The organism is Bradyrhizobium sp. 41S5 (assembly GCF_011516665.3).
Taxonomy (GTDB): Bacteria; Pseudomonadota; Alphaproteobacteria; order Rhizobiales; family Xanthobacteraceae; genus Bradyrhizobium; species Bradyrhizobium quebecense.
This window is the reverse complement of the sequence record NZ_CP083721.1, coordinates 5,000,699-5,021,768: the sequence shown is the minus strand read 5'-3', so window position 1 is coordinate 5,021,768 and position 21,070 is coordinate 5,000,699. Positions and strand designations below refer to the sequence as shown.

At 65.3% G+C, this 21,070-nt stretch carries 20 protein-coding genes, 1 tRNA gene and 1 pseudogene; 13 read left to right on the top strand and 9 right to left on the bottom strand.

Annotation, left to right across the window (positions count from 1 at the left end; translation table 11 throughout):
• Positions 1–93 precede the first annotated feature (93 nt).
• The 4 genes from HAP47_RS24510 to HAP47_RS24495 form a co-directional block, all read right to left on the bottom strand.
• A complete protein-coding gene (locus tag HAP47_RS24510; RefSeq protein WP_173642409.1) occupies positions 94–3,318 on the bottom strand; it encodes an efflux RND transporter permease subunit in 3,225 nt (1,074 codons plus the stop codon).
• A complete protein-coding gene (locus tag HAP47_RS24505; RefSeq protein ID WP_173642410.1) occupies positions 3,311–4,534 on the bottom strand; it encodes an efflux RND transporter periplasmic adaptor subunit in 1,224 nt (407 codons plus the stop codon). The genes HAP47_RS24510 and HAP47_RS24505 overlap by 8 nt, the downstream gene beginning before the upstream one ends.
• A gap of 113 nt (positions 4,535–4,647) precedes the next feature.
• Entirely contained in the window at positions 4,648–5,016 is a 369-nt protein-coding gene (locus tag HAP47_RS24500; protein WP_173642411.1) for a hypothetical protein, read from the bottom strand.
• 74 nt (positions 5,017–5,090) lie between these two features.
• Positions 5,091–5,318, bottom strand: a complete 228-nt coding sequence (locus HAP47_RS24495; RefSeq protein WP_097675156.1) for a hypothetical protein — start codon at positions 5,316–5,318, stop codon at positions 5,091–5,093.
• 93 nt (positions 5,319–5,411) lie between these two features.
• Here HAP47_RS24495 and HAP47_RS24490 point away from each other — a divergent pair, with 93 nt between their 5' ends.
• From HAP47_RS24490 to HAP47_RS24475, 4 genes are all read left to right on the top strand, one after another.
• Entirely contained in the window at positions 5,412–5,906 is a 495-nt protein-coding gene (locus HAP47_RS24490; protein WP_173642412.1) for an ArsI/CadI family heavy metal resistance metalloenzyme, read from the top strand.
• A gap of 147 nt (positions 5,907–6,053) precedes the next feature.
• A complete protein-coding gene (locus tag HAP47_RS24485) occupies positions 6,054–6,572 on the top strand; it encodes a hypothetical protein (RefSeq protein WP_173642413.1) in 519 nt (172 codons plus the stop codon).
• Positions 6,573–6,704: 132 nt separating this feature from the next.
• Positions 6,705–9,416 (top strand): bifunctional diguanylate cyclase/phosphodiesterase, encoded by a 2,712-nt coding sequence (locus tag HAP47_RS24480; RefSeq protein WP_173642414.1) that lies wholly within the window; start codon positions 6,705–6,707, stop codon positions 9,414–9,416.
• Positions 9,417–9,631: 215 nt separating this feature from the next.
• Positions 9,632–9,820: a septal ring lytic transglycosylase RlpA family protein gene (locus tag HAP47_RS24475; protein ID WP_371821652.1), complete on the top strand. Its 189-nt coding sequence runs from the start codon at positions 9,632–9,634 to the stop codon at positions 9,818–9,820.
• A gap of 19 nt (positions 9,821–9,839) precedes the next feature.
• On the opposite strand, the gene HAP47_RS24470 is transcribed toward HAP47_RS24475, so the two are convergent.
• Positions 9,840–12,308 (bottom strand): PAS domain-containing hybrid sensor histidine kinase/response regulator, encoded by a 2,469-nt coding sequence (locus tag HAP47_RS24470; protein ID WP_173642415.1) that lies wholly within the window; start codon positions 12,306–12,308, stop codon positions 9,840–9,842.
• A 91-nt stretch (positions 12,309–12,399) separates the two neighbouring features.
• A complete protein-coding gene (locus HAP47_RS24465; protein ID WP_173642416.1) occupies positions 12,400–13,197 on the bottom strand; it encodes a thermonuclease family protein in 798 nt (265 codons plus the stop codon).
• 158 nt (positions 13,198–13,355) lie between these two features.
• Between HAP47_RS24465 and HAP47_RS41360 the strand changes: the two genes are divergently transcribed.
• The 5 genes from HAP47_RS41360 to HAP47_RS24445 all read left to right on the top strand — a co-directional run bounded on the left by HAP47_RS41360 (position 13,356) and on the right by HAP47_RS24445 (position 17,100).
• Positions 13,356–13,484: a hypothetical protein gene (locus tag HAP47_RS41360; RefSeq protein WP_256459046.1), complete on the top strand. Its 129-nt coding sequence runs from the start codon at positions 13,356–13,358 to the stop codon at positions 13,482–13,484.
• 53 nt (positions 13,485–13,537) lie between these two features.
• Positions 13,538–13,714, top strand: a complete 177-nt coding sequence (locus tag HAP47_RS24460; protein ID WP_231168358.1) for a hypothetical protein — start codon at positions 13,538–13,540, stop codon at positions 13,712–13,714.
• 106 nt (positions 13,715–13,820) lie between these two features.
• Positions 13,821–15,836, top strand: a complete 2,016-nt coding sequence (locus HAP47_RS24455) for an acetyl-CoA carboxylase biotin carboxylase subunit (RefSeq protein ID WP_173642417.1) — start codon at positions 13,821–13,823, stop codon at positions 15,834–15,836.
• Between the two features lie 101 nt (positions 15,837–15,937).
• Complete coding sequence (locus tag HAP47_RS24450) at positions 15,938–16,804, top strand: isocitrate lyase/PEP mutase family protein (RefSeq protein WP_173642418.1); 867 nt, start codon at positions 15,938–15,940, stop codon at positions 16,802–16,804.
• On the top strand, positions 16,801–17,100 hold the full coding sequence (locus tag HAP47_RS24445; RefSeq protein WP_173642419.1) for an acylphosphatase: 300 nt from the start codon (positions 16,801–16,803) through the stop codon (positions 17,098–17,100). The genes HAP47_RS24450 and HAP47_RS24445 overlap by 4 nt, the downstream gene beginning before the upstream one ends.
• Here the strand turns inward: HAP47_RS24445 and HAP47_RS24440 are convergent.
• Positions 17,097–17,909, bottom strand: coding sequence for a class I SAM-dependent methyltransferase (locus HAP47_RS24440; protein ID WP_173642420.1), 813 nt, complete (start codon positions 17,907–17,909; stop codon positions 17,097–17,099). The genes HAP47_RS24445 and HAP47_RS24440 overlap by 4 nt on opposite strands.
• 150 nt (positions 17,910–18,059) lie before the next feature.
• On the opposite strand from HAP47_RS24440, the pseudogene HAP47_RS24435 reads away from it, so the two are divergent.
• Positions 18,060–18,350 (top strand): annotated as a pseudogene (locus HAP47_RS24435) (DUF1731 domain-containing protein); the annotation flags it as partial.
• 32 nt (positions 18,351–18,382) lie between these two features.
• On the opposite strand, the gene HAP47_RS24430 reads toward HAP47_RS24435, so the two are convergent.
• Positions 18,383–19,240 carry a LysR family transcriptional regulator gene (locus HAP47_RS24430; RefSeq protein ID WP_173643142.1) on the bottom strand — a complete coding sequence of 286 codons (858 nt, stop codon included), beginning with the start codon at positions 19,238–19,240 and terminating at the stop codon, positions 18,383–18,385.
• 116 nt (positions 19,241–19,356) lie between these two features.
• Between HAP47_RS24430 and HAP47_RS24425 the strand changes: the two genes are divergently transcribed.
• Positions 19,357–19,782, top strand: a complete 426-nt coding sequence (locus HAP47_RS24425; protein WP_028336448.1) for a tautomerase family protein — start codon at positions 19,357–19,359, stop codon at positions 19,780–19,782.
• Between the two features lie 3 nt (positions 19,783–19,785).
• Here the strand turns inward: HAP47_RS24425 and lipB are convergent, their stop codons facing one another.
• Positions 19,786–20,514 (bottom strand): lipoyl(octanoyl) transferase LipB, encoded by a 729-nt coding sequence (lipB, locus tag HAP47_RS24420; protein WP_173642421.1) that lies wholly within the window; start codon positions 20,512–20,514, stop codon positions 19,786–19,788.
• A gap of 60 nt (positions 20,515–20,574) precedes the next feature.
• Between lipB and HAP47_RS24415 the strand changes: the two genes are divergently transcribed.
• Positions 20,575–20,820, top strand: a complete 246-nt coding sequence (locus HAP47_RS24415; RefSeq protein ID WP_021080574.1) for a FliM/FliN family flagellar motor switch protein — start codon at positions 20,575–20,577, stop codon at positions 20,818–20,820.
• Between the two features lie 92 nt (positions 20,821–20,912).
• Positions 20,913–20,997: transfer RNA gene (locus tag HAP47_RS24410), tRNA-Leu, on the top strand.
• The last annotated feature ends 73 nt before the right edge of the window (positions 20,998–21,070 follow it).

Sequence of the window (21,070 nt, the reverse complement as noted above, 5' to 3'; positions counted from 1 at the left end):
TCGTTTAGTTTTGCCATATGACAGAAATGTTACAGCGCCTGCCGGGCGCTGCAACTGCCGGATTTTTGTTGGCGGCGGCCGGTCAGCAGGCCGTCATTCCGCGGGCTGAACGGCAGTTCTCTCATTGCGCGCAGCGCTGCCGGCATGCCCGTACCGTGCATAGAGCGCGGGCAGGACGGCAAGCGTGAGCAGCGTCGCGCTGATCAGGCCGCCGATCACGACGGTCGCGAGCGGCTTCTGCACCTCGGCGCCGGTGCCGGTGGCGAACGCCATCGGCACGAAACCGAGCGAAGCGACTAGCGCGGTCATCACCACCGGTCGGAAGCGGGTGAGGGCGCCTTGCTCGATGGCCTCCCGGATCGGCACACCGCGCTCGCGCAATTGCCTGACAAAGCTCAGCATCACGAGCCCGTTCAGCACCGCAACACCGGACAGCGCGATGAAGCCGACCGCCGCCGAGATCGAGAACGGCATGCCGCGCAGCCACAGCGCCGCGACGCCGCCGGTGAGTGCCAGCGGCACCGCGCTGAACACCAGCAGCGCATCGCGCGCCGAACCCATCGCCGCCAGTAGCAACAGGAAGATCATCGCAAAACAGGCCGGCACCACGACTGCAAGGCGCTGGCGCGCCGCGGCGAGATTTTCCGATTGGCCGCCCCAGGTCATCCAGTAGCCGGGCGGCAGCTGCACCGATTGCGTGACGTTTGCCTGAGCTTCCTCGACCACCGAGCCGAGATCGCGGCCGCGGACATTGGCCGTCACCACGATGCGGCGCTTGCCGTTCTCGCGGCTGATCTGGTTCGGTCCCTCGGTGAAGGAGAACTGCGCAACGCGGTTGAGCGGCAGGCTCTGCACCGGCGAACTCGGCGTTGCCTTCGGCAAGGCGACCGGCAAATTGCTCAACGCCTCGAGATCGGAGCGCACGCTCTCCGGCAAGCGCACCACGATATCGAAGCTGCGATCGCCCTCGTAGACGACGCCGGCATCCTGGCCGCCGACCGCCGCGCCGATCACGTCCTGGACTTCGGAGACGCTCAGGCCACGCCGGGCGATCGCCGCCTTGTCGACCTTGATCTCGAGCACGGGCAGGCCGCCGGCCTGTTCGACCTTGACGTCGGTCGCGCCGCGCACGCCGCGCAGCGCGGCGGCGATCTGGTTGGCGGCCTTCTGCATCGGCTCGAACTCGTCGCCGAACACCTTGACCGCGATGTCGCCGCGAACACCGGCGAGCAGTTCGTTGAAGCGCATCTGGATCGGCTGGGTGAATTCATAGACGTTGCCCGGCAGCCGGCCGACCGCCTTCGAAATGTCTTCGATCAACTGCTCCTTGGTCAGCGACGGATCCGGCCACTGCGCGCGCGGCTTCAAGATGATGAAGGTGTCGGAGGCGTTCGACGGCATCGGGTCGCTCGCCACCTCCGCGGTGCCGGTCTTGGAGAACACGAACGACACCTGCGGGAAGCGGCTGACGGCCTTCTCGACAGAGAGTTGCATCACCTGCGACTGCGACAGCGCCGTGCTCGGAATCCTGAGCGCGTGCATGGCGATGTTCTTCTCGTCGAGCGAGGGGATGAATTCCTGGCCGAGCCGGAAGAAGCCGAACAGCGCGGTCGCAAACAACACGACCGCCACGGCGATGACGGGCAGGGGCGTTGCAACCGCGCGCCGGAGCAGGGGGCTGTACCAGCGCTTTAATGTGGCAACGAGCCAGTTCTCCTTCTCCTGCACGCGGCCGGTGATGCCGATCGCGATCAGCGCGGGAACCAGCGTCAGCGACAGCACGAAGGCGGCAGCGAGCGCCAGGATCACGGTCAGCGCCATCGGTTCGAACATCTTGCCTTCGACGCCGTTGAAGGTGAGGAGCGGCACATAGACCAGCAGGATGATGGCCTGCCCGTAGAGGCTCGGCTGCACCATTTCCACAGCAGACGCCCGTACCGTCGCCAGCCGTTTGTCGCGGGTCAGCACGCGGCCGAGCGCATGCTGCTTCTCGGCGAGATGACGCAGGCTGTTCTCGGTGATGATGACGGCGCCGTCGACGATCAGGCCGAAATCCAGCGCACCGAGGCTCATCAGATTGGCGCTGATGCGGCCCTGCCACATGCCGATCGCCGTCATCAGCATTGCGATCGGGATCACCAATGCCGTGATCAATGCCGCGCGGAAATTGCCGAGCAGCACGAACAGCACCGCGATCACCAGCAGCGCGCCTTCGCCGAGGTTGCGCGCCACCGTATCGATGGTCGCATCGACCAGCTGGGTGCGATCGAGCACGGTCTCGACTGCGACGCCTGCCGGCAAGGACGGCGTGATCGCGCGCAGCTTGGCGTCGACCGCGGCCGATACCGTGCGGCTGTTGGCGCCGATCAGCATCAGTGCGGTGCCGACCACGACCTCACGTCCGTTCTCGCTGGCGCTGCCGGTGCGCGTCTCGCCGCCGATCGAGAGCGAGGCGAGGTCGCGGATCCGGACCGGGACGCCGCCGCGGGTGGTGACGACGACGGCACCGAGCTCCTCGATGTTCTCGAGGCGACCGCCGGACCGCACCACGAATCCTTCGCCGTTGCGCTCGATATAGCGCGCACCGCGGCTGACATTGTTGCTCTCGATCGCCTTGGCGACGTCGGCGAAGGTGAGGCCGAGCGCGATCAGCTTCGCCGCATCGGGTTGGACCTGGTACTGCTTGAGGTAGCCGCCGATCGAATCGACGCCGGCGACACCGGGCACCATCTTGATCTGCGGCTTGATGATCCAGTCCTGCACCGTGCGCAGATAGGCGTCTTTCTCGACCTCGCTTTGCAGCACCTGGCCGTCCGCCGTCAGGAAGCGGCCGTCGCTCTGCAGGCCCGGCGCGCCGTCGGTCTGCACCTTCTGGCCGGAGTAATGGACGGTCCACATGTAGATTTCGCCAAGACCGGTCGTGGTCGGGCCAATGCGCGGCTCGATGCGTTGCGGCAGGCGCGCGCGAACTTCGGTCAGGCGCTCGCCGACCTGCTGGCGGGCGAAATAGATGTCGGTGGCTTCGCTGAACACCGCTGTGATCTGCGAGAATCCGTTGCGCGAGAGCGACCGCGTGCTCTCCAGCCCTGGCGCGCCCGCCAGCGCCGTCTCGATCGGGAAGGTCACCTGCTTCTCGATTTCCGTCGGCGACAGCGCCGGGGCGACGGTGTTGATCTGGACCTGCTTGTTGGTGATGTCGGGCACTGCGTCGATCGGCAGCTTCGTCAATGCGAGGCCGCCGAGAAACATCAGGACCGCTGCCAGTGTGACGACGACCCAGCGCCGCTGGATCGCCAGACCGATGATGCGCTCAATCATGGTCGTGCTCCGCTTCGTCCTTCTCGACCTCGGCCTTCAATGTGAAGGTGTTCTGCACTGCAATGGTCTCGCCGGCGGCAAGACCCGCGACGATTTCGAGGTCGTCGTCGTCCTCACGGCCGGTCCGCACCGACCTTGCCTCGAAGCCGTCGGCATCACGTACGAATACGGTCGGCGTCCCCTTGATGGTCTGAATGGCCTTCTTCGAAACCATCACGGTTGATGGCGCGCCTGACAGCGGGACCTCCGCGGTGACGAAGGTGCCCGGTTTCCAGCGGTGATCCTTGTTGGGCATGGTCGCGATCACGCGGGCATTGCGGGTCTCGCGGTCGAGCAGGGGGCTGACGAAGATCACGCCGGCACTGGCTTCATCCTCGGTGCCGATAGCGCGGATCTTGACCGACACGCCTTCGCGAACTGCGCTGATGTCCTCCGGCGAGACCGCCAGATCGACCCAGATGTCGTCGAGATTGACGATGACGTAGAGCTCGCTTTCCTGGCCCTCGCGCCCGATCAGGCCGCCGAGGTCAACGCGCCGTTCGGACACCCGGCCGCTGATCGGCGCGCGCAGGAACTGCGTCCGCAGGCTTTCGGGCGGCTGGCTGGGCAGATCGGCGATCTCGCTTTCCGACAGACCGAGCGCAAACAGCTTCTGCCGCGCGCCGTCGAGCTTGATCTGGGCATCGTTTGCGGTCAGCCGCGTGCGCAGGAACTCGTTTTCCGAGACGATACGGGTTTCGACCAGCGTCTTCTGTCTGGCATAGAGGGTCTGCTGCAGGTCGTTGGTGAGCCGCGCGGCGAGGTATTCGCTCTTGGCGTCGGCCACCTCGCGGCTTTCGATCGCAGCGACAATCTCGCCCTTCTCGACCACGTCGCCGAGTCGCTTGCGCAGTTCCGTGACCGTCGCGAGCACGCGGACCGAGACGCGGCCGATATGATCGGCGTCGGGGATCAGCGATCCCGGCGCCAGGAAATGTCGCTTCAGCATGCCGCCGCTGGCCGGTGCGAGCGTGATGCCAGATTCACGAATCTGGTCTTCGCTGAGTTCGATATGTCCCGGGGCTTCATGCCTGGCCTCGGCCCTCGGTGGATCTGCGGTCGCAGTCTCCTGCGTCGCGGCTGGGAACTTGACCGGCCAGCCGATCCATCCGGCCGCGAGAATGATCAGTGCAATGCCGGCAGCCACGCCGGCGAAAAATAGAACAACCCGTTTCATGTGCGCCTCTCCGCAGCGCATGCCGATGGGCCTGCGCTGTCGCGACATCGATCTGTGCGGAAGCGTGCGCGCTACCGGATGGCAGCGGCGCACGGCCGGTCATGCCGACCGGATCAGGCGCGGGGTGGTTTGAAGGGGGAGAGGCGATCGGCCGACGTCGGCAGCCCGATGCTGCCGTCGCCGTAGCTATGCGGCGCATAGGCGATCGGGAATGCGGTCTCCTGCGGCGCCACGGAGGCGACGTGGGTCAGGCAGTGATCGCCGTGCGGTGAGGCCGGATGCGCGGGAGCCTTGCCGCCGGTGTCGATGATCGACTGAGCGATCGAGAAGCCGGAAGCTGCATCGTCATCGCCGTCGAAGGCCCAGCCGTGAAAGAACGACAGCACCAGCGCAAGCGAAATCAGTCCCGCAAGCAGGCTGCGCCAGCGGCGCGATCCTGCTGCATGGGCGGAAGACTGAATCAGGGTGCGCGATGCGTCCATGGGGCCTAATTAGCGCCGCGACCGCGCGCATTCAAGTTCGACGCTGCGACGGAATTGCCGCGGATACTATAACGTTACACGCTCTCAGCGGTTCGGCGCATCAACCAGCGGCGCGCTGCGACGACGGCCCAGATCGCTTCGACCAGCCCGAACGGCCAGGCGCCCTGCAGGAAGCCGTAGGCCGAGCCGAGCGCGCAGGAGACCGCGAAGGCCAGGATGAACCACGGGCTGCGATCTTCGGCTGCGTAGCAGACGAGCATCATCGTCACGGCGAACAAACCGAACAGCGTGAGCGCATCCATTCCGCAGCAGGACTCCTGTTGTAACGCTGTTGATATCTGAGCATGCTTGGGCTGGAATATCCATCCAGCGTCGCCGCCCGAAGGATTGCCCCCATGAAGCGCATGCATGTTCACGTCGCCGTCAAGGACATCCACCAATCGGTCGGCTTCTACTCGGCGTTGTTCGGCGCCGAACCGACGGTCGTGAAATCCGACTATGCCAAATGGATGCTCGACGATCCCCGCGTCAACTTCGCGATCTCGACCCGCGGCCGCGAGCCGGGGCTCGATCATCTCGGCATTCAGGTGGAAAGCGCCGAGGAGCTCGGCGAGGTCTATGGCCGGCTACGCAAGGCGGGCGGCGAGGTGATCGAGCAGGGCCAGACGGTTTGCTGCTATGCCAAGTCCGAGAAGTCGTGGATCGACGATCCCGCGGGGATCGCGTGGGAGACCTTCCATACGACGGGTGAAAGCATCGTCTACGGCGACGGCAGCGGCGAGCGGACCGCGCGCGTCGCGCACGAGAAGCTGGACGGGCAGCAGAGCGCCTGTTGTGCGCCGCAGCCCCAGGCCGCGCCGCCCGAGGCTTCGGCCTGCTGCAGATCGTGAGCTCGGGGCGGTCGCGCATACCGACGCGAGGACGTCGCCAGGCAGTCGTCGTGTCGGCGCAGCCGGCTACCGCTGTAAGCAAAAGCTTAATGCCTGCGACATATTATCCCAGCGACGAATCCCCTCCGTGCTAACAGCCCCTTAACCATGCGGCTTTTGCCAATCAAGGATCCCGAGCGGTCCTGGCGTCTCATCAAGGCACAATGGAAGAAGGACGCTGAAGGCGTCGGAGAGGATTTTGCCACCTTTGGCGGCATCGGTGCCTTTGAAGCGCTGACCGCCAGGGAAGGTGACAGTCAGGGGCTGTATCACCTGACCGACGGCGAACGGGTCCACGCGGTCTGCCAGGTCAGGCGTCTCCTGATGAGCCGATATACGTCGCCGGCCCTCAGCGCGCGTTTCATCAATGTGTCTCCGATTTACGATCTCGGCCTCGCCGACGTCAGCGCTTACGCGCAGATGCTCGTGGCGCTGTTCTCCGGCGTCGTCTGGCTGTCGCGTGATGCGCTGGCGGCCAGCCACATCCGTTTTCTCCTCAAGAGTCCTGGCGACTCGCAATTCTTCGCCGCGCTGAAGGCCGCGACGCCGTTCTCTCCATTCTCGAAATTCAGCATTGAGGGCGCGTTGATCGACTGCAGCCTGAAGGAGACGACCGGGGTCGCCTGAGCCGGTCGCGTCCTGAGGCGTCCCGTGCGGATCGCGCTCAGGTACTCATCCACCTTAACAGTCCGATAACTGATTTTCCTAACGACCCCTTGGGTTGTGCTCCCGTACAAGGGCACCCGCAGGGGCAGGAAAATGTCGGTTATCTCAACGAACAGCGTGAAGCCGGAGCACCGGCGGCTGTCGATCAAGGGTGTGCTGCGCGCCACCAGGATGGGCGCCATTCAGTGGCTCGTCCTGAGCGCCGCGCTGCTGGTGCTCGCCATCACGCTCGGCACCGGCTATCTCGCGCTGCAGTTTCGCGAGCGCGCGCTGGAGATGTCCGAACGCGAGCTCGACAACACCGCGCTGTTGCTGTCGCGGCATTTCGACCAGCAGCTCAGCGACCTCCAGCATGTCCACGACGACATCGTGAACTATCTGCGGTCGGAGCAGGTCGAAACTGCCGATCAGTTCGAAAAGAACATGTCGCTGCTGAGCGCGCACGAGATGTTGCGCACGCGGCTGGCCGCGCTGCCGCATGTCGGCGGGCTCAATCTGTTCAATGCCCAGGGATGGCTGATCAACTCGTCCGAGATGTGGCCGGTGCCCGACATCAGCATTGCCGAACGGCGCTATTTCCAGGAGTTCACCTCGGGACGGCCGACGTCGTCGGTGATCGTCGAACCTGCGACGAGCAAGGTGACGGGCAACTGGACCACGATCTTTGCGCGCAAGATCACCGGCCGCAACGGCGAGATCATAGGCTTTGCGAGCCGCGGCGTAGAGCCAAGCCATTTCGAGGATTTCCTTGCCTCGCTGGCACTGAACGGCGACACCGCGATTTCGATGATTCACCGCGACGGCACCATCATCGCGCGCTATCCGCAGGACGCCGGCGTGATCGGCCGCAACATCATCAACCTGCCGGTTTTCCAAAAGGTCATCAGCTTTGGCGGCAACACGTCGGGACGGTTCGTCGGCGCCTCGGGCGAGGAGAACGTCGGTGCGGTCAGATCGCTGTCGCATTTTCCGATCCTGATCCTCGCCACCACGAAGACATCGAGCGCGCTGGAGGACTGGCGCGCCCAGACCAAGCTGCAATTCTGCGCAGCCGTGTTGGCGGTACTGGTCATCAGCTTCGCGGTCTTCCTGATCGTCCGTCAGCTGCGACGGCAGCACGATGCGGCCCAACGCCGGCTGTCCGAGAAGAGCCAACATCTCGACACCGCCATCAACACCATGACGCAGGGGCTTCTGCTGTTTGATGCCTCGGCGCGGCTCGTGATCTGCAACCAGCGATACATCGACATGTTCGGCCTGTCGTCCGATGTCGCCAAGCCCGGCTGCCATCTGCGCGATCTGATCCTGCATCGCCAGGCGCTGGGTTCATTCGTCGGCGATGTCGATGAATATTGTGCGCGATTCACCAATCCCAGGGGTGATGAAATCCGGGACTCGGTGATCATGACGCCCGACGGCCGCAGCATCCGCCTGATCTACAAGCGTGCACCTGACGGCGGCTGGGCCACCACGCTCGAGGACGTCACCGACGGACGGCGTGCGCAGGCGCAGATCGAGTATCTCGCGCATTACGATGCCCTGACCAATCTGCCGAACCGGACGCTGTTCCAGCGTCACGCGGAAGAATTGCTGCGCGAGGCTACCGTCCCCGAGTTCGCGATCCATTACATCGATATCGACGAGTTCAAGCGGATCAACGACACGCTGGGTCATCCGATCGGCGATGAATTCCTGAGGCGCGTGGCCGAGAAGCTGCGCCAGTCGGTCGGGTCGAACGACTTCATCGCACGCCTCGGTGGCGACGAGTTCGCGATCGTCCAGCATGACATCATGTCGGACGACGACGTCAGCGATCTGGTCGCGCGCGTCTATCAGTCGCTGCGTACGCCGTTCGACAGCCACGGTCATTGGCTGTCGAGCGACGCCAGCATCGGCATCGCGATCGCCCCGCGTCACGGCTCCGACCTGTTCGGCCTGCTCAAATGCGCCGACCTCGCCATGTACGCGGCCAAGGCCGCCGGGCGCAGGACCTATCGCTTCTTCGATCCGGCGATGGAGAAGCAGGCCAATCTGCGCCGCGCGCTGGAGGCCGATCTGCGAAGTGCGTTGGCAGAGGACCGCTTCGAGCTGCACTATCAGCCGCTGGTCGACCTGCGCAGCGACGAGGTAACCGGCTGCGAGGCGTTGCTGCGCTGGCGGCATCCGGTGCGCGGCATGATCTCGCCGGCGGGGTTCATCCCGGTCGCCGAGGAAACCGGACTGATCGAGGAGATCGGGCAGTGGGTGTTGCGCACCGCCTGCATCGAGGCGGCGGCCTGGCCGGCGCATGTGCGCCTGGCGGTCAACGTCTCGCCGATCCAGTTCAAGTCGGAGACGCTGGCGCTCAAGGTTGCGAGCGCGCTTGCCGAGAGCGGGCTCGACCCGCGCAGGCTCGAACTCGAGATCACCGAGGCGGTGCTGATCGCCGACGACGATGCGGCGCTGGTCACGCTCGGCCAGCTCCGAGCGCTCGGTGTCCACATCGCGCTCGACGATTTCGGCACCGGCTACTCGTCTTTGCAATATCTGCAGCGCTTCCCGTTCGACAAGATCAAGATCGACCGCAGCTTCGTCAAGGAAGTGACCCGCAACTCAGGCTCGGCCTCGATCATTCGCGCGGTGGTCTCGATCGCCGCCGACCGCAACATGATCACGACAGCTGAGGGCGTCGAGACCGATCAGCAGCGCGACACCGTGCAGATGCTGGGCTGCACGCAGATGCAAGGCTATCTGTTCAGCAAGCCGGTTCCTGCGCAGGACCTCCGGACGCTGCTTGCGGCCGATAGCGTCGAGGACGCCGCCTGAGCGTTTCTCGCTGAAAAGTTCCAAAAAATCGACATGCCGGCGCGACCGACGCGGAACCGAAATCGTGGAGCCGCGTTCCATTGCGGGGCTCGACCGGCAGGCAATCAATGAACACCGCAATAACGTCCGCGGCCATGCTGCTATTTACCTCATGCATGGCGAACGCAGAGAGTGGCCTTGCGTCCTATTATCATGGCATCGGCAGGAGCGGCGAGATGACCTGCGCGCATCGCAAGCGGCCATTCGGCAGCATGGTCACGGTGTCCTATCACGGGAAATCGATCCGCTGCCGCGTCAACGACCGCGGACCGTTCGTTCGCGGACGGATCATCGATGTCTCGACCACGGCGGCGCGTGCGCTCGGCATCCTTCAGCTCGGCGTCGCCCATGTGGTGATCGATTAGCGCGCGGCCGGCGGCGGGATCAGGGTTTTGAGACGGTCGCCCGCTGCTCGGCGATCGCCTTGCGCAGCGTGCGCGACAGCGCCTCGACCGAATAGGGTTTCTGGATCAGCTCGAAGCCGCTATGCGCATTCTCGGCGAGCACGTTGCTGTAGCCGCTGGTCAGCACCACCGGCAGGCCGGGAAAGCGATCGCGGATCACTCCGGCGAGCTCGACGCCGTTCATGCCGGGCATGATCACGTCGGAGAACACGAGGTCGGCGGCGAACTCGTTCTCGGAGAGGATCGACAGCGCGGCGCTGGCGTTTGCCGCGCGCCTGACCGAATAGCCGAGATCCTCGAGCAGCTCGGTGGAGAATTGGCCGACATCGTCGTTGTCCTCGACCACGAGGACGCGATAGCCGCGGCCGATCGAGGTCTGCTCGGTGCCGGCGCTGGCCGCGACCTTGGCGTCCGCAGGGCGCATCGCCTGCGGCAGATAGATGGTGAAGGTCGCGCCGTGCCCGGGCGTGCTGGTCACCTCGATGTCGCCGTCGGACTGCTTGACGAAGCCGAAGGCCTGGCTCAGTCCGAGGCCGGTTCCCTTGCCGACCTCCTTGGTGGTGAAGAACGGTTCAAAGATCGCGTCGAGATTTTCCGGCGAGATGCCGGTGCCGGTATCCTGGATCGAGACCGTCACGAAATCGCCGCTGCGCGAGGCCTGGGCGCGCAGGGCAGGTATGTGCTTGACCTTCCTGACGCCGATCGTCAGCTGGCCTTCGCCGTTCATGGCATCGCGGCCGTTGACCGCAAGGTTGATCATCGCGGTCTCGAACTGACCGATATCGGCGATCGCAAAGCAGTCGGGATCCTCGATCCTGACGTCGATGTGAATCCGCGAGCCGACCAGTGGGCGGATCAGCTGCACCACGCTATCGACCTGCGTCCCGACATTGAACACTTCGGGATTGAGCGGTTGCCTGCGCGCGAACGCCAGGAGTTGCGCGGTGAGCTTGGAGGCCCGCTCCACGGTCTCCGAGATCGCATCGATGTAGCGGCGTCGCCGTTCATCCGGCAGTTCGCGGCGGCGCAGGAAGTCGGTCGCCGAGCGGATGATGGTGAGCAGATTGTTGAAGTCGTGCGCGACGCCGCCAGTGAGCTGGCCGACCGCTTCCATCTTCTGCGATTGCCGCAGGGCGTCCTCGCCGCGGCGCCGTTCGGTGATGTCGACGGCCTCCGGCACCGCGCCGACGATCGTGCCGTGCTGGTCCTGCAGCGGTCGCATCGCGAAATCGAAATAGCGCTCGCCGATCGGCAGCTGCAGCCGCAGCTCGATCTTGATTTCCTCGCCGCGCATCGCGGTCGCAAAGGCATTCTGGATCACGCGCGGGATGCCGTCGGTAGCAGTGAACCATGGCGTGTCCCAGAACGGTTTGCCGACGACGTCGGTGGCCGCGGCGCGGATGCCGGCCAGCGCGGTCTGGTTGGTGTAGAGCAGATCGCCATCTCGGTTGAGCAACATCTGATATTGATGGCTGGTTTCCAGGATCGCGCGGGTCTGCGCTTCGCGCGATTCGAGCTGTGCCGTGCGCTCCAGGATGCGCCGCTCCAGCGACTCGTTGAGCTTGCGCAGCTCGATCTCGGCTTCCTTGGCCGCCGTGATGTCGTGGGCGACGCCGATGAAGCCGATATGCTTGCCGTTCGGGTCCCAGCGCGGTTGCGATTCCGAGCGCAGCCAGCGCCAATCGCCCGCGGCATTCCGATAGCGTGCCTCGAGCACGAACGGCTTGAGCGACAATTCGCCGGTGATCTGCTCCTGCAGGATGTTCGGCAGATCATCCGGGTGCAGCGCTTTGCGCCAGTCGAACACGACCGCTTCCTCGAACGGCAGGCCGAGGAAATCCAGATAGGCCTGGTTGGCGAAGGAGCGGGTGCGGTCGAGCTTGGTCACCCAGATCGGCACCGGCGCGCTGTCGGCGATGAGGCGGAAGCGCTCCTCGCTCTCGCGCAGGGTTTCCTGCGCCAGCATCTGGTCGGTGACGTCGAGATCGGCGCCGACCAGCCGCAGCGCGCGGCCGCTGCGGTCGCGGTCGATCTTGGCGACGACACGGATCCAGCGGCTCTCGCCGTCGTTCGGGCGGATGATGCGGTACTCGGCGGTGTAATCCTCGCCGCCGGCCTTGAGCACGCCGAACAGGTGGTTGATGGTTCGTTCGCGATCATCGGGGTGGATGCGTGCGACCCAGTTCTCATAGCTCTCGTTGACCTCCTCGGGCGGCAGGCCGTGCACCAGCAGATATTCGGGGGAGCGGCGGTTGCGCACGCCGTCGCGGAAATCGATCTCGAGCCCGCCGACCCGCGCGATACGCTGGATCCGCGCCAGCTCGGCCTCGCGCTCCTGAAGCGCGCGATGGGCGCGATCGCGTTCGCGCGCGATCTCCTCAAGGTGCTGCCGCAGCCGTTCGGCTGCCGCAGCCTCGGGGAGCACATCAGCGGGATCGGGTGGGGTCATACGCGCCGGCAACCTCTCGGCGCAGTTTCACACAGGACGAGGCGGCTTTTCCAGCGTGATTTGCGGCGATCACTTGGCCGTCACTTGCCCTTCATTTGCCTTTGGGCGGGCGGCAATTATAGGCCCTGCGGAACCCGGCGGCCTGCGCATCCTCCTCGGAGCAGAACCAGCGATCCGGATTGCCGAGGCCGGGGTAACTGCGGCACGCCTGCAGGTGATAGATGCCGACATTGCCGGTGACGCGGGCGCGTACGGCATACTTGCCCTTGATGTTGCAGCTTGCCGGCATCGGCAGGTCGTCGGGGAAGAGCGCATTGCGGATCTGCGTGTCGCGGTCGGCCGGGCAGGCGTTGCCGAGCAGGGCGCCGTCCTTCCTGCCGAGACGAAAATCGCGCGGCGCCACGAAGCAGCCCTTCCACAGTCCCGCACGATTGTCCGTGGCGGTGGCTTGATCCGGCTTGAATCGGCCAGTGGCCGATGTCTCGACGTTGAGGGCGTAGCCCTTCTGCACCATCACCTGGCTGAGGCTGGTCGGATCGCCCTCGATCTTGCAGACGCCGAGGCGGCGCTTCTTGAAGGTCGGATCGACGCCGATGTCGTCGCAGTGAATCGGCTTGCCGCCGATCAGTCTGGTCAACTGGTCGCGCGCTTCAATCCCGCAGGTCCAGACGTCGGCGTGCTCGTCGATGCAGAGCTGGTCGGCCGCCGGCGCGTCGATGCCGTCGAGCCGATAAACCGTGTTGCCGAGCTGAACGGTGCCGGCGTCCTTGACGATCGCCGTGGTCGAGAGGCCACCGGTCGCAGACAGCGCAGCCGTCGCAGACAGGACAGGGCTCGCGGACAGGCATGTCAGGAGAAGCGTCGTGATGACCGGATTCCGAAACCGCATTTTCTCACTTCAGATCTTTGGCTGGCAGCCGAACTTCTAGCACAGGCAGGTACGATCCAACCAAGGACTGTTCGCACGAGATGCGTGCGGGCCGTCACATCCCGATCGGCATTCCGCGACGTAAAACGGCCGGACCTTGCCATCGAAGGGATGCGGACATGGCCGAGTTCATCATCACCATCATTGCCGATGTCATCACCGACATCTGGACGCTGCAATGCCTCGCGCGCTGCCGGCACAAGCGAAAGGCGCCTGAGCAGACAGCTTCAGAGCAAAGATCCGATTGACTTCATGAGAACAAAATAGGAACATGATATGCCACCTGAATCCCGGATGCCCCATGATGTCTGCACGGCCCGAATCTGATGACGATGACGGGCTGGAAGCGGCTGTCGATCAGGCCATTTCCGCGTGCGGCGGCAATTTGCGCGCGACCATCCGGGCGCTGATCGTGGCCAATGAATTCCTGGAGAATGAGGTCAGGACTGGCCAGGCGCCGGGGCCGGGTCTGCATTAGACCGTTGCCTCCGGGGCAATTTCCTGTACCACGGAGTGGTTACGCCCAATCGCCCGTGCCGGATTGCGCGGGGAGGAATCCTGCCCAAAGCCCAAGCAAGAAGAGCATGTTCAAACGAATCCTGATCGCCAACCGCGGCGAGATCGCCTGCCGGGTCATCAAGACTGCGCGCCGTATGGGGATTGAGACGGTTGCCGTCTACTCCGAGGCCGACCGCGACGCGCTGCATGTCGAGATGGCCGACGACGCCGTGCTGATCGGCCCGCCCGCCGCTGCCGAGAGCTATCTTCTGATCGACAAGATCGTCGATGCCTGCCGCAAGACCGGCGCGCAGGCGGTGCATCCCGGCTACGGCTTCCTGTCCGAGCGCGAGGCGTTTCCGCGCGCACTGGAAGCCGCCGGCATCGTCTTCATCGGCCCGAACCCCGGCGCCATCGCCGCGATGGGCGACAAGATCGAATCCAAGAAGGCCGCTGCCAAGGCCAAGGTCTCGACCGTGCCCGGCCATCTCGGTGTGATCGAGGACGACAAGCACGCCGTCCAGATCGCCGACGAGATCGGCTACCCCGTGATGATCAAGGCCTCCGCCGGCGGCGGCGGCAAGGGCATGCGCATCGCGCATTCGAAGGCGGAGGTCGCCGAAGGCTTCAACCTCGCCAAGGCCGAGGCGAAGTCGTCGTTCGGCGACGACCGCGTCTTCATCGAGAAGTTCATCGTCGATCCCAGGCACATCGAGATCCAGATCCTCGGCGACAAGCATGGCAACGTGATCTATCTCGGCGAGCGCGAGTGCTCGATCCAGCGCCGCAACCAGAAGGTCATCGAGGAAGCGCCGTCGCCGCTCCTCGACGAGCAGACCCGCCGCAAGATGGGCGAGCAGGCGGTCGCGCTGGCCAAGGCGGTGAACTACGATTCGGCCGGCACCGTGGAATTCGTCGCCGGCCAGGACAAGAGCTTCTACTTCCTGGAGATGAACACCCGCCTGCAGGTCGAGCATCCGGTCACCGAGCTGATCACCGGCATCGACCTCGTCGAGCAGATGATCCGCGTCGCCGCCGGCGAGAAGCTTGCGCTCGCGCAGAACGACGTCACGCTGACCGGCTGGGCGGTCGAGTCCCGCGTCTATGCCGAGGATCCGTTCCGCAACTTCCTGCCCTCGATCGGCCGCCTGGTGAAATACCGCCCGCCGGCCGAGGCGAGCCATGACGGCATCACGATCCGCAACGACACCGGCGTGCAGGAGGGCGGCGAGATCTCGATCCACTACGATCCGATGATTGCCAAGCTCGTCACCCATGCCCCGTCGCGGGCCGCGGCGATCGAGGCGCAGGCGACCGCGCTCGACGCCTTCTATGTCGACGGCATCAGGCACAACATTCCGTTCCTGTCGGCCTTGATGAACCATCCGCGCTGGCGTGAGGGCCGGCTCTCGACCGGCTTCATCGCGGAAGAATTCCCGAAGGGATTCTCCGCGCGCGCACCCGAGGGCGAGATCGCGCGGCGGCTCGCGGCGGTCGGTGCCGCGATCGATCACGTGCTGGGCGAGCGCAAGCGGCAGATTTCCGGCCAGATGGGCGGCCGCGTGGTGCAGCGCGAGCGCCGCCGCGCGGTGTGGCTCGATCGCGCCGAAATCGCGCTCGACGTCGCGCGCGAGGATGACGCCATCGCGGTGCGCTTCATCGGCGCCGACGGGTTGCCGGGCAATCCGCACAATCTGGTGTCGAGCTGGGCGCCGGGCGAGCCGGTGTGGCAGGGCACCATCGACGGCAATTTTGTCGCGGTGCAAGTACGCGCGATCAACAACGGCTTCCGCCTCGCGCATCAAGGCTATGAGGTGCCGGTCTATGTCTTCACCGAGACCGAGGCGACCTCGGCGCGGCTGATGCCGGTGACCTCGGCCGCCGACACCGGCAAGAAGTTGCTGTGTCCGATGCCCGGGCTCGTGGTGTCGATCGCGGTGACCGAGGGCCAGGAGGTCAAGGCCGGCGAGACGCTCGCGGTGGTGGAAGCCATGAAGATGCAGAACGTGTTGCGCGCTGAGCGTGACGGCACGGTCAAGAAGATCCACGCCGCCGCCGGTGCCACGCTCGCGGTCGACGCACTGATCCTGGAGTTCGCCTAGACTCGTCATTGCGAGCGCAGCGAAGCAATCCATCTCTCCTCGTACACAATGGATTGCTTCGTCGCTTCGCTCCTCGCAATGACGTGGATGGAGAGGAATACATGGCCTTCCGCGAACGCCGCGAAGCACTGCGATCGATTCTCAACGGATCAACCTGCATCCGCCCGGGCTCGGTCTATGACGCGACCTCGATCCGGATTGCGGAGGATCTCGGTTTCGAGCTCGGCATGTTCGGCGGCTCGGTGGCATCGCTCGCCGTGCTCGGCGATCCCGATATTGCGCTGATCACGCTGACGGAATTCGCCGAGCAGGTGCGCCGGATGTCGCGTGCGTCGACCTTGCCTGTGCTTGTCGATGCCGACCATGGCTACGGCAATGCGCTCAACGTTCGCCGCACGGTCCAGGAGGTCGAAGCTGCCGGTGCCGCCGGCCTTACCATCGAGGACACGTTGCTGCCGCAGGCGTTCGGCCAAGCCAAGCCGCAGCTGATCCCGCTCGAGGAGGGCGTCGGCAAGATGAAGGCCGCGCTTGACGGCCGCAGCGATCCATCGCTCGTCATCCTGGGCCGGACCGGCGCCGTTTCGATCACTGATCTCGTTGACTCGATCACGCGCGCCAGGGCCTATGAGGCAGTCGGCGTCGATGGACTGTTCTTCACCGGCATCACGTCGCGCGGCGAACTCGAGGCGCTCTCAGCCGCGACGACGCTGCCGATCGTGCTTGGCGGCGCGCCGGAGGAGATGACCGCGCTGGATTATCTGGCAAGCCAGCGCGTCAGGATTGCGCTGCAGGGCCACGCGCCGTTCGCGGCCGCAACCCAGGCCGTCTACGAGACGTTGAAGGCGCTGCGCGAAGGCACCTCGCCGAAGAATCTGAAAGGCATCGCCTCGTCCGAACTGACGAGCCGCGTGATGCGCGAGGTGCAGACCAGGGCGCGCAGCGGCGAGTTCCTCGGCCTGAGAAAATGAGCGGTGTGATCCGCCATGTCACGATCAGCGGCCGCGTGCAGGGCGTCGGCTATCGTGCGTGGGTGGACGAGCAGGCGAACTCGCGCGGCCTCGAAGGCTGGGTCCGCAATCGCCGCGACGGCAGCGTTGAGGCGGTGTTCGCTGGCCCCGAGGCCGTTGTCGCTGACATGATCGCGGCCTGCTGGCGCGGGCCGTCATCGGCGCTCGTCGACAGTGTGCAGGCAGGTGCCGGCTCGTCCGACCTTTTGAACCTGCGCGGGGCGGGCGAGCGGTTCGCGCTCCTGCCGACGCTCTAAGCCGCCGAGATCACCAGCGCCTGAATCTTTCCCTCGATAGCACCGTTGCCGAAGCGGTGTGCCAACGCCTCTGCCACACGCTGCGTTGCAGCCTCGAGACCGGGCTGCCCCCGCGCCTCGATCTCACCGCGCATCGGCGTGCCCTGGCAGTAGGCGAGAGCGGCATCCTGTGGCGAGCCGGCGCGACTGCGATTGGTGACCATTTCGATGGCAATGTCGCGGAAGCCTGCAGCGATCAGGTCGGCGTGAATGCGCGACGGATCGTGATAGCCGTGCGGCGTCCGCGCCATGAATTGCGGCGGATTGTTTGGAAACACCCGATGCATCGTCTGCTGCATGACGTCGGCGAAATCGTTCTCCTCGATCTTGTCCCAGACGTTGAAGAAGAAACGTCCGCCGGGCCTGATCACACGCCGCGCTTCGGCGTAACCCTTGACACGGTCAGGGAAGAACATCGCGCCGAACTGGCAGGCGACGATATCGAAGCTCGCATCGCCAAAGGGGAGGGACAGTGCGTCAGCCTGCTGCCAGCTGATGTTCGCTTTGCCCGCGAGGTGCGTTTTCGCCTGCGCCAGCATCGGCTCGTTGAGGTCGGTGCCGGTGATACTGGTGTCGGGCAATTCCGTCGCCAGGACGGTCGTGACGGCGCCGGTGCCCGCCGCAATCTCCAGCAGGTCACGCGGCCGATGGTTCTTGATGCGCTGCGCGAGGTCTCGGGCATAGGGTGCAAAGATCATTGGCACCATGAGCCGGTCGTAGAGCTGCGGGACCGATCCAGCGAACACCTTGTCGGAAAGAGGGGCCGTCATGACGCGTTCCTTCGAAAGCGGGCCAGCCTTGGCCGTCACGGCCCGAGGCCGCCGAAGTATGAACCAGCGATCCGCTCCCGCCAACGCCTCGGTTTTTGGACTGAAGCCAAGCGTCCCAAGATCATCGCCTCGCGTATCGACATGACGGCTGAGGTCGTCAGGCTGATCGCGCATGTGATCGCAAGACCCGAACTGTCCGGCCTGGTCAATGCGACGGCACCGATCCCGGTGAGCAACACGAAATTCGCCGAGGAACTCGGACGCCGCTTGCACCGGCCCGCGATCTTCCGCGTGCCTGCCGCGCTGCTCCGCGGCGTCGGTGGCGACTTCGCCAACGAGCTGCTGCTCGGCGGCCAGCGCGTGCTGCCGAACAAGGCGCTCAGCAACGGCTTTGTGTTCCGCCACGAAACCTTGCGCAGCGCTTTCGAGGCGATCTTGTGAGGAGGTTGGGATAGCCGGTGTTCTCGCGCGTGCTACGCCGCGGCGGCAACGCTCCGAAATGTTGCCGCCAGCGTCCGCAACGCCGCGAGCTTCGCGGGATCGCTCACCTTCGAATGCAGCATCACCTTTGACGCGCCGAGCCGCGGCAGCTTGTGCGTGGGCCCGATGTCGATCAGGCCCGGCGGCGCGATGCGGCGGACGAGGGGGGCGACGGCAAGGCCTGCGAGCGCGGCCGCGACCACCGCCGTGACGCCGCCGCCAACGAAGCCTTCGATCCACGCGATGCCGGCCTTGTCGAGCGCGCGCACGGCAAGGGCGCGCACGCCGCATGGCGGTGCCAGTGTTGCGAGCGGCAGCGCATCGCCGGGCGGCCAGACGAGGCGCTTGGCCGCGAACCAGCCGAATTCGTCCTCGGCCAGTTTCTCGCCGCCACGTCGGCCGCCTTCCTGGCGCGCGATCACGGCGTCGAGTTCGCCCGCATCGTAGGCGTCGAGCATCTCGCGCGAGAAGCCGATGGTCACGGCGAGCGCGAGCTGGGACGCCATTGCGTGCAGCCGCTCCAGCAGCGGCACGAGTTCCGGCCCCGCGGCGTGATCGCTGATCCCGAGCGTCAACCGCTGCCGCGCCGGTGTCTCGCCGGACAGCGCGCGGTCATGTACCTCGATCAGCGCGCGGGCGTGGTGCAGGAAGGCCGCGCCATCGGCGGTCAGCCGCACCGCGCGCGGCGAGCGCTCGACCAGCCGCTTGCCGAGCACGGCTTCGAGCCGCTGCAATTTCATGCTGATCGCCGCCTGCGTGGTGCCGAGTGCCTCGGCCGCGCGGGTGAAGCCCTGCAGCTTGGCGACGAGGAGGAAGGCCTGCACGGTGTCGATATCGAGCGTCGTCGTCATGATCAAGAGACGTTATCATTGCTATCCAGATAGATAAGATACCAAGATGATACGTAAGGGTCTAGCTAGAGGAGGCGCGATTGACCGCGCGCCAACCGAGTTCAAGGAGACCGATCATGCCGCTCATCACCGTCACCTATGCGACTTCCCGCGAGAGGCCGTCGCTGAAGTCCGACATCGCCGCTGCCGTGTCGGACCTGACCGCAGGGATTCTGCACAAGGATCCCAAGGTCACTGCAATCATCGTGAAGTCCGCCGACGCGGCCGACTGGTTCGCCGGCGGCAAGTCGCTCGCCGAGCAGGGGCTCGCGAGCTATTGGCTCGACATCCACGTTACCGAAGGCACCAACACCAAGGACGAGAAGGCGGCCTATCTCGCGGCGCTGTTCAAGCGGATGGGTGAATTGCTCGGGCCGCTCCATACCGAGAGCTACGCCCATGTCGATGAGGTGAAGGGCGATGCCTACGGCTTCGGCGGACTGACCCAGGAGCGCCGCTACATCGCCGGCAAGCTCGAGGTCGCGCCGCAGAAAGCGGCGTGAGCCTTACAACGTCGCTTCCGGCAGGCGCGCTGCGGTGTCCCCGAACACCTCGGAAAATGCCTGCCGGAGCGCGATGTCGACATCCGCCATCGTGACCGGCAGTCCGAGATCGACCAGCGAGGTGACGCCGTAGCGCGGATCGACCACGCCGCAGGGCACGATCGCCTGGAAGTGCGAGAGGTCGGGCTCGACATTGATCGCGATACCGTGGAACGAGACCCAGCGGCGCAGCCGCACGCCGATCGCGGCGACCTTGTCCTCATGGCCCGGCCCCTTGTCCGGGCGCCGCACCCAGACCCCGACGCGGTCCTCGCGGCGCTCGCCGCGGACGTTGAAGGCGGCGAGCGTGCGGATGATCCATTCCTCCAGCGAGGCGACGAAGGCGCGCACATCGGGCCGGCGCCGCTTGAGGTCGAGCATCACATAGGCAACGCGCTGGCCCGGGCCGTGATAGGTGACCTGGCCGCCGCGGCCGCTCTGGAAGGTCGGAAAGCGCGGGTCGAGCAAGTCGTCGGCCTTGCCGCTGGTGCCGGAAGTGTAGAGCGGCGGATGCTCGAGCAACCACACCAGTTCCGGCGTCGAGCCCTCGGCGATCGCCGCCACCCTTGCGTCCATCTCGGCGAGCGAATCGGGGTAGGGCATCGGACGGTCCGCGATCCGCCATTCGACCGCTTCGCCGCCCGAAGGGCGGGCAAAGGTCGTCAAATCCAGGCTTTGGCGGTCGTTAACCATTAGCTAACCCTAACGTGGTCAGGTGAACCCACAATTTAGTTCCCGCTCGGCGGTTCAGAAGTGCCCACCCTCGATAAAGTCAGCGTTGATCTCATGGTGGTCCTCGGCACGACCACCATGCCGATTCACCAGGTCATGCGGCTATCCCGCGGCGCCATCATCGAACTGGATGCCACTGAGGCCGACGAGGTCAAGATCCTCGCCAACAACCTGCCGGTGGCCAGCGGCGTCGTCTTGGTCGACCGCAACCGGATTGCGGTGGAGGTCAAGCAGATGCTGCCGAAATCTCCCGGGGTTCGCAGTTAATTCACGCATCAAGCGCCTTGTCCCTGCATCCGTGATTTGTTACATGGCCCCCTCGATGCGGCGGCGCCTTAGGGTTCCATCCGACATCCTTAGCGCTCGTGGCGGAATTGGTAGACGCGCTGCCTTGAGGTGGCAGTGGGTAACACCGTGGGGGTTCGAGTCCCTCCGAGCGCACCATACCTCAGTTGATCCTTGAAATCGCTGGATTTTTCGAAGCGTGGCCGCGGCCTGGCGGTGCCGGCCCCGCGCC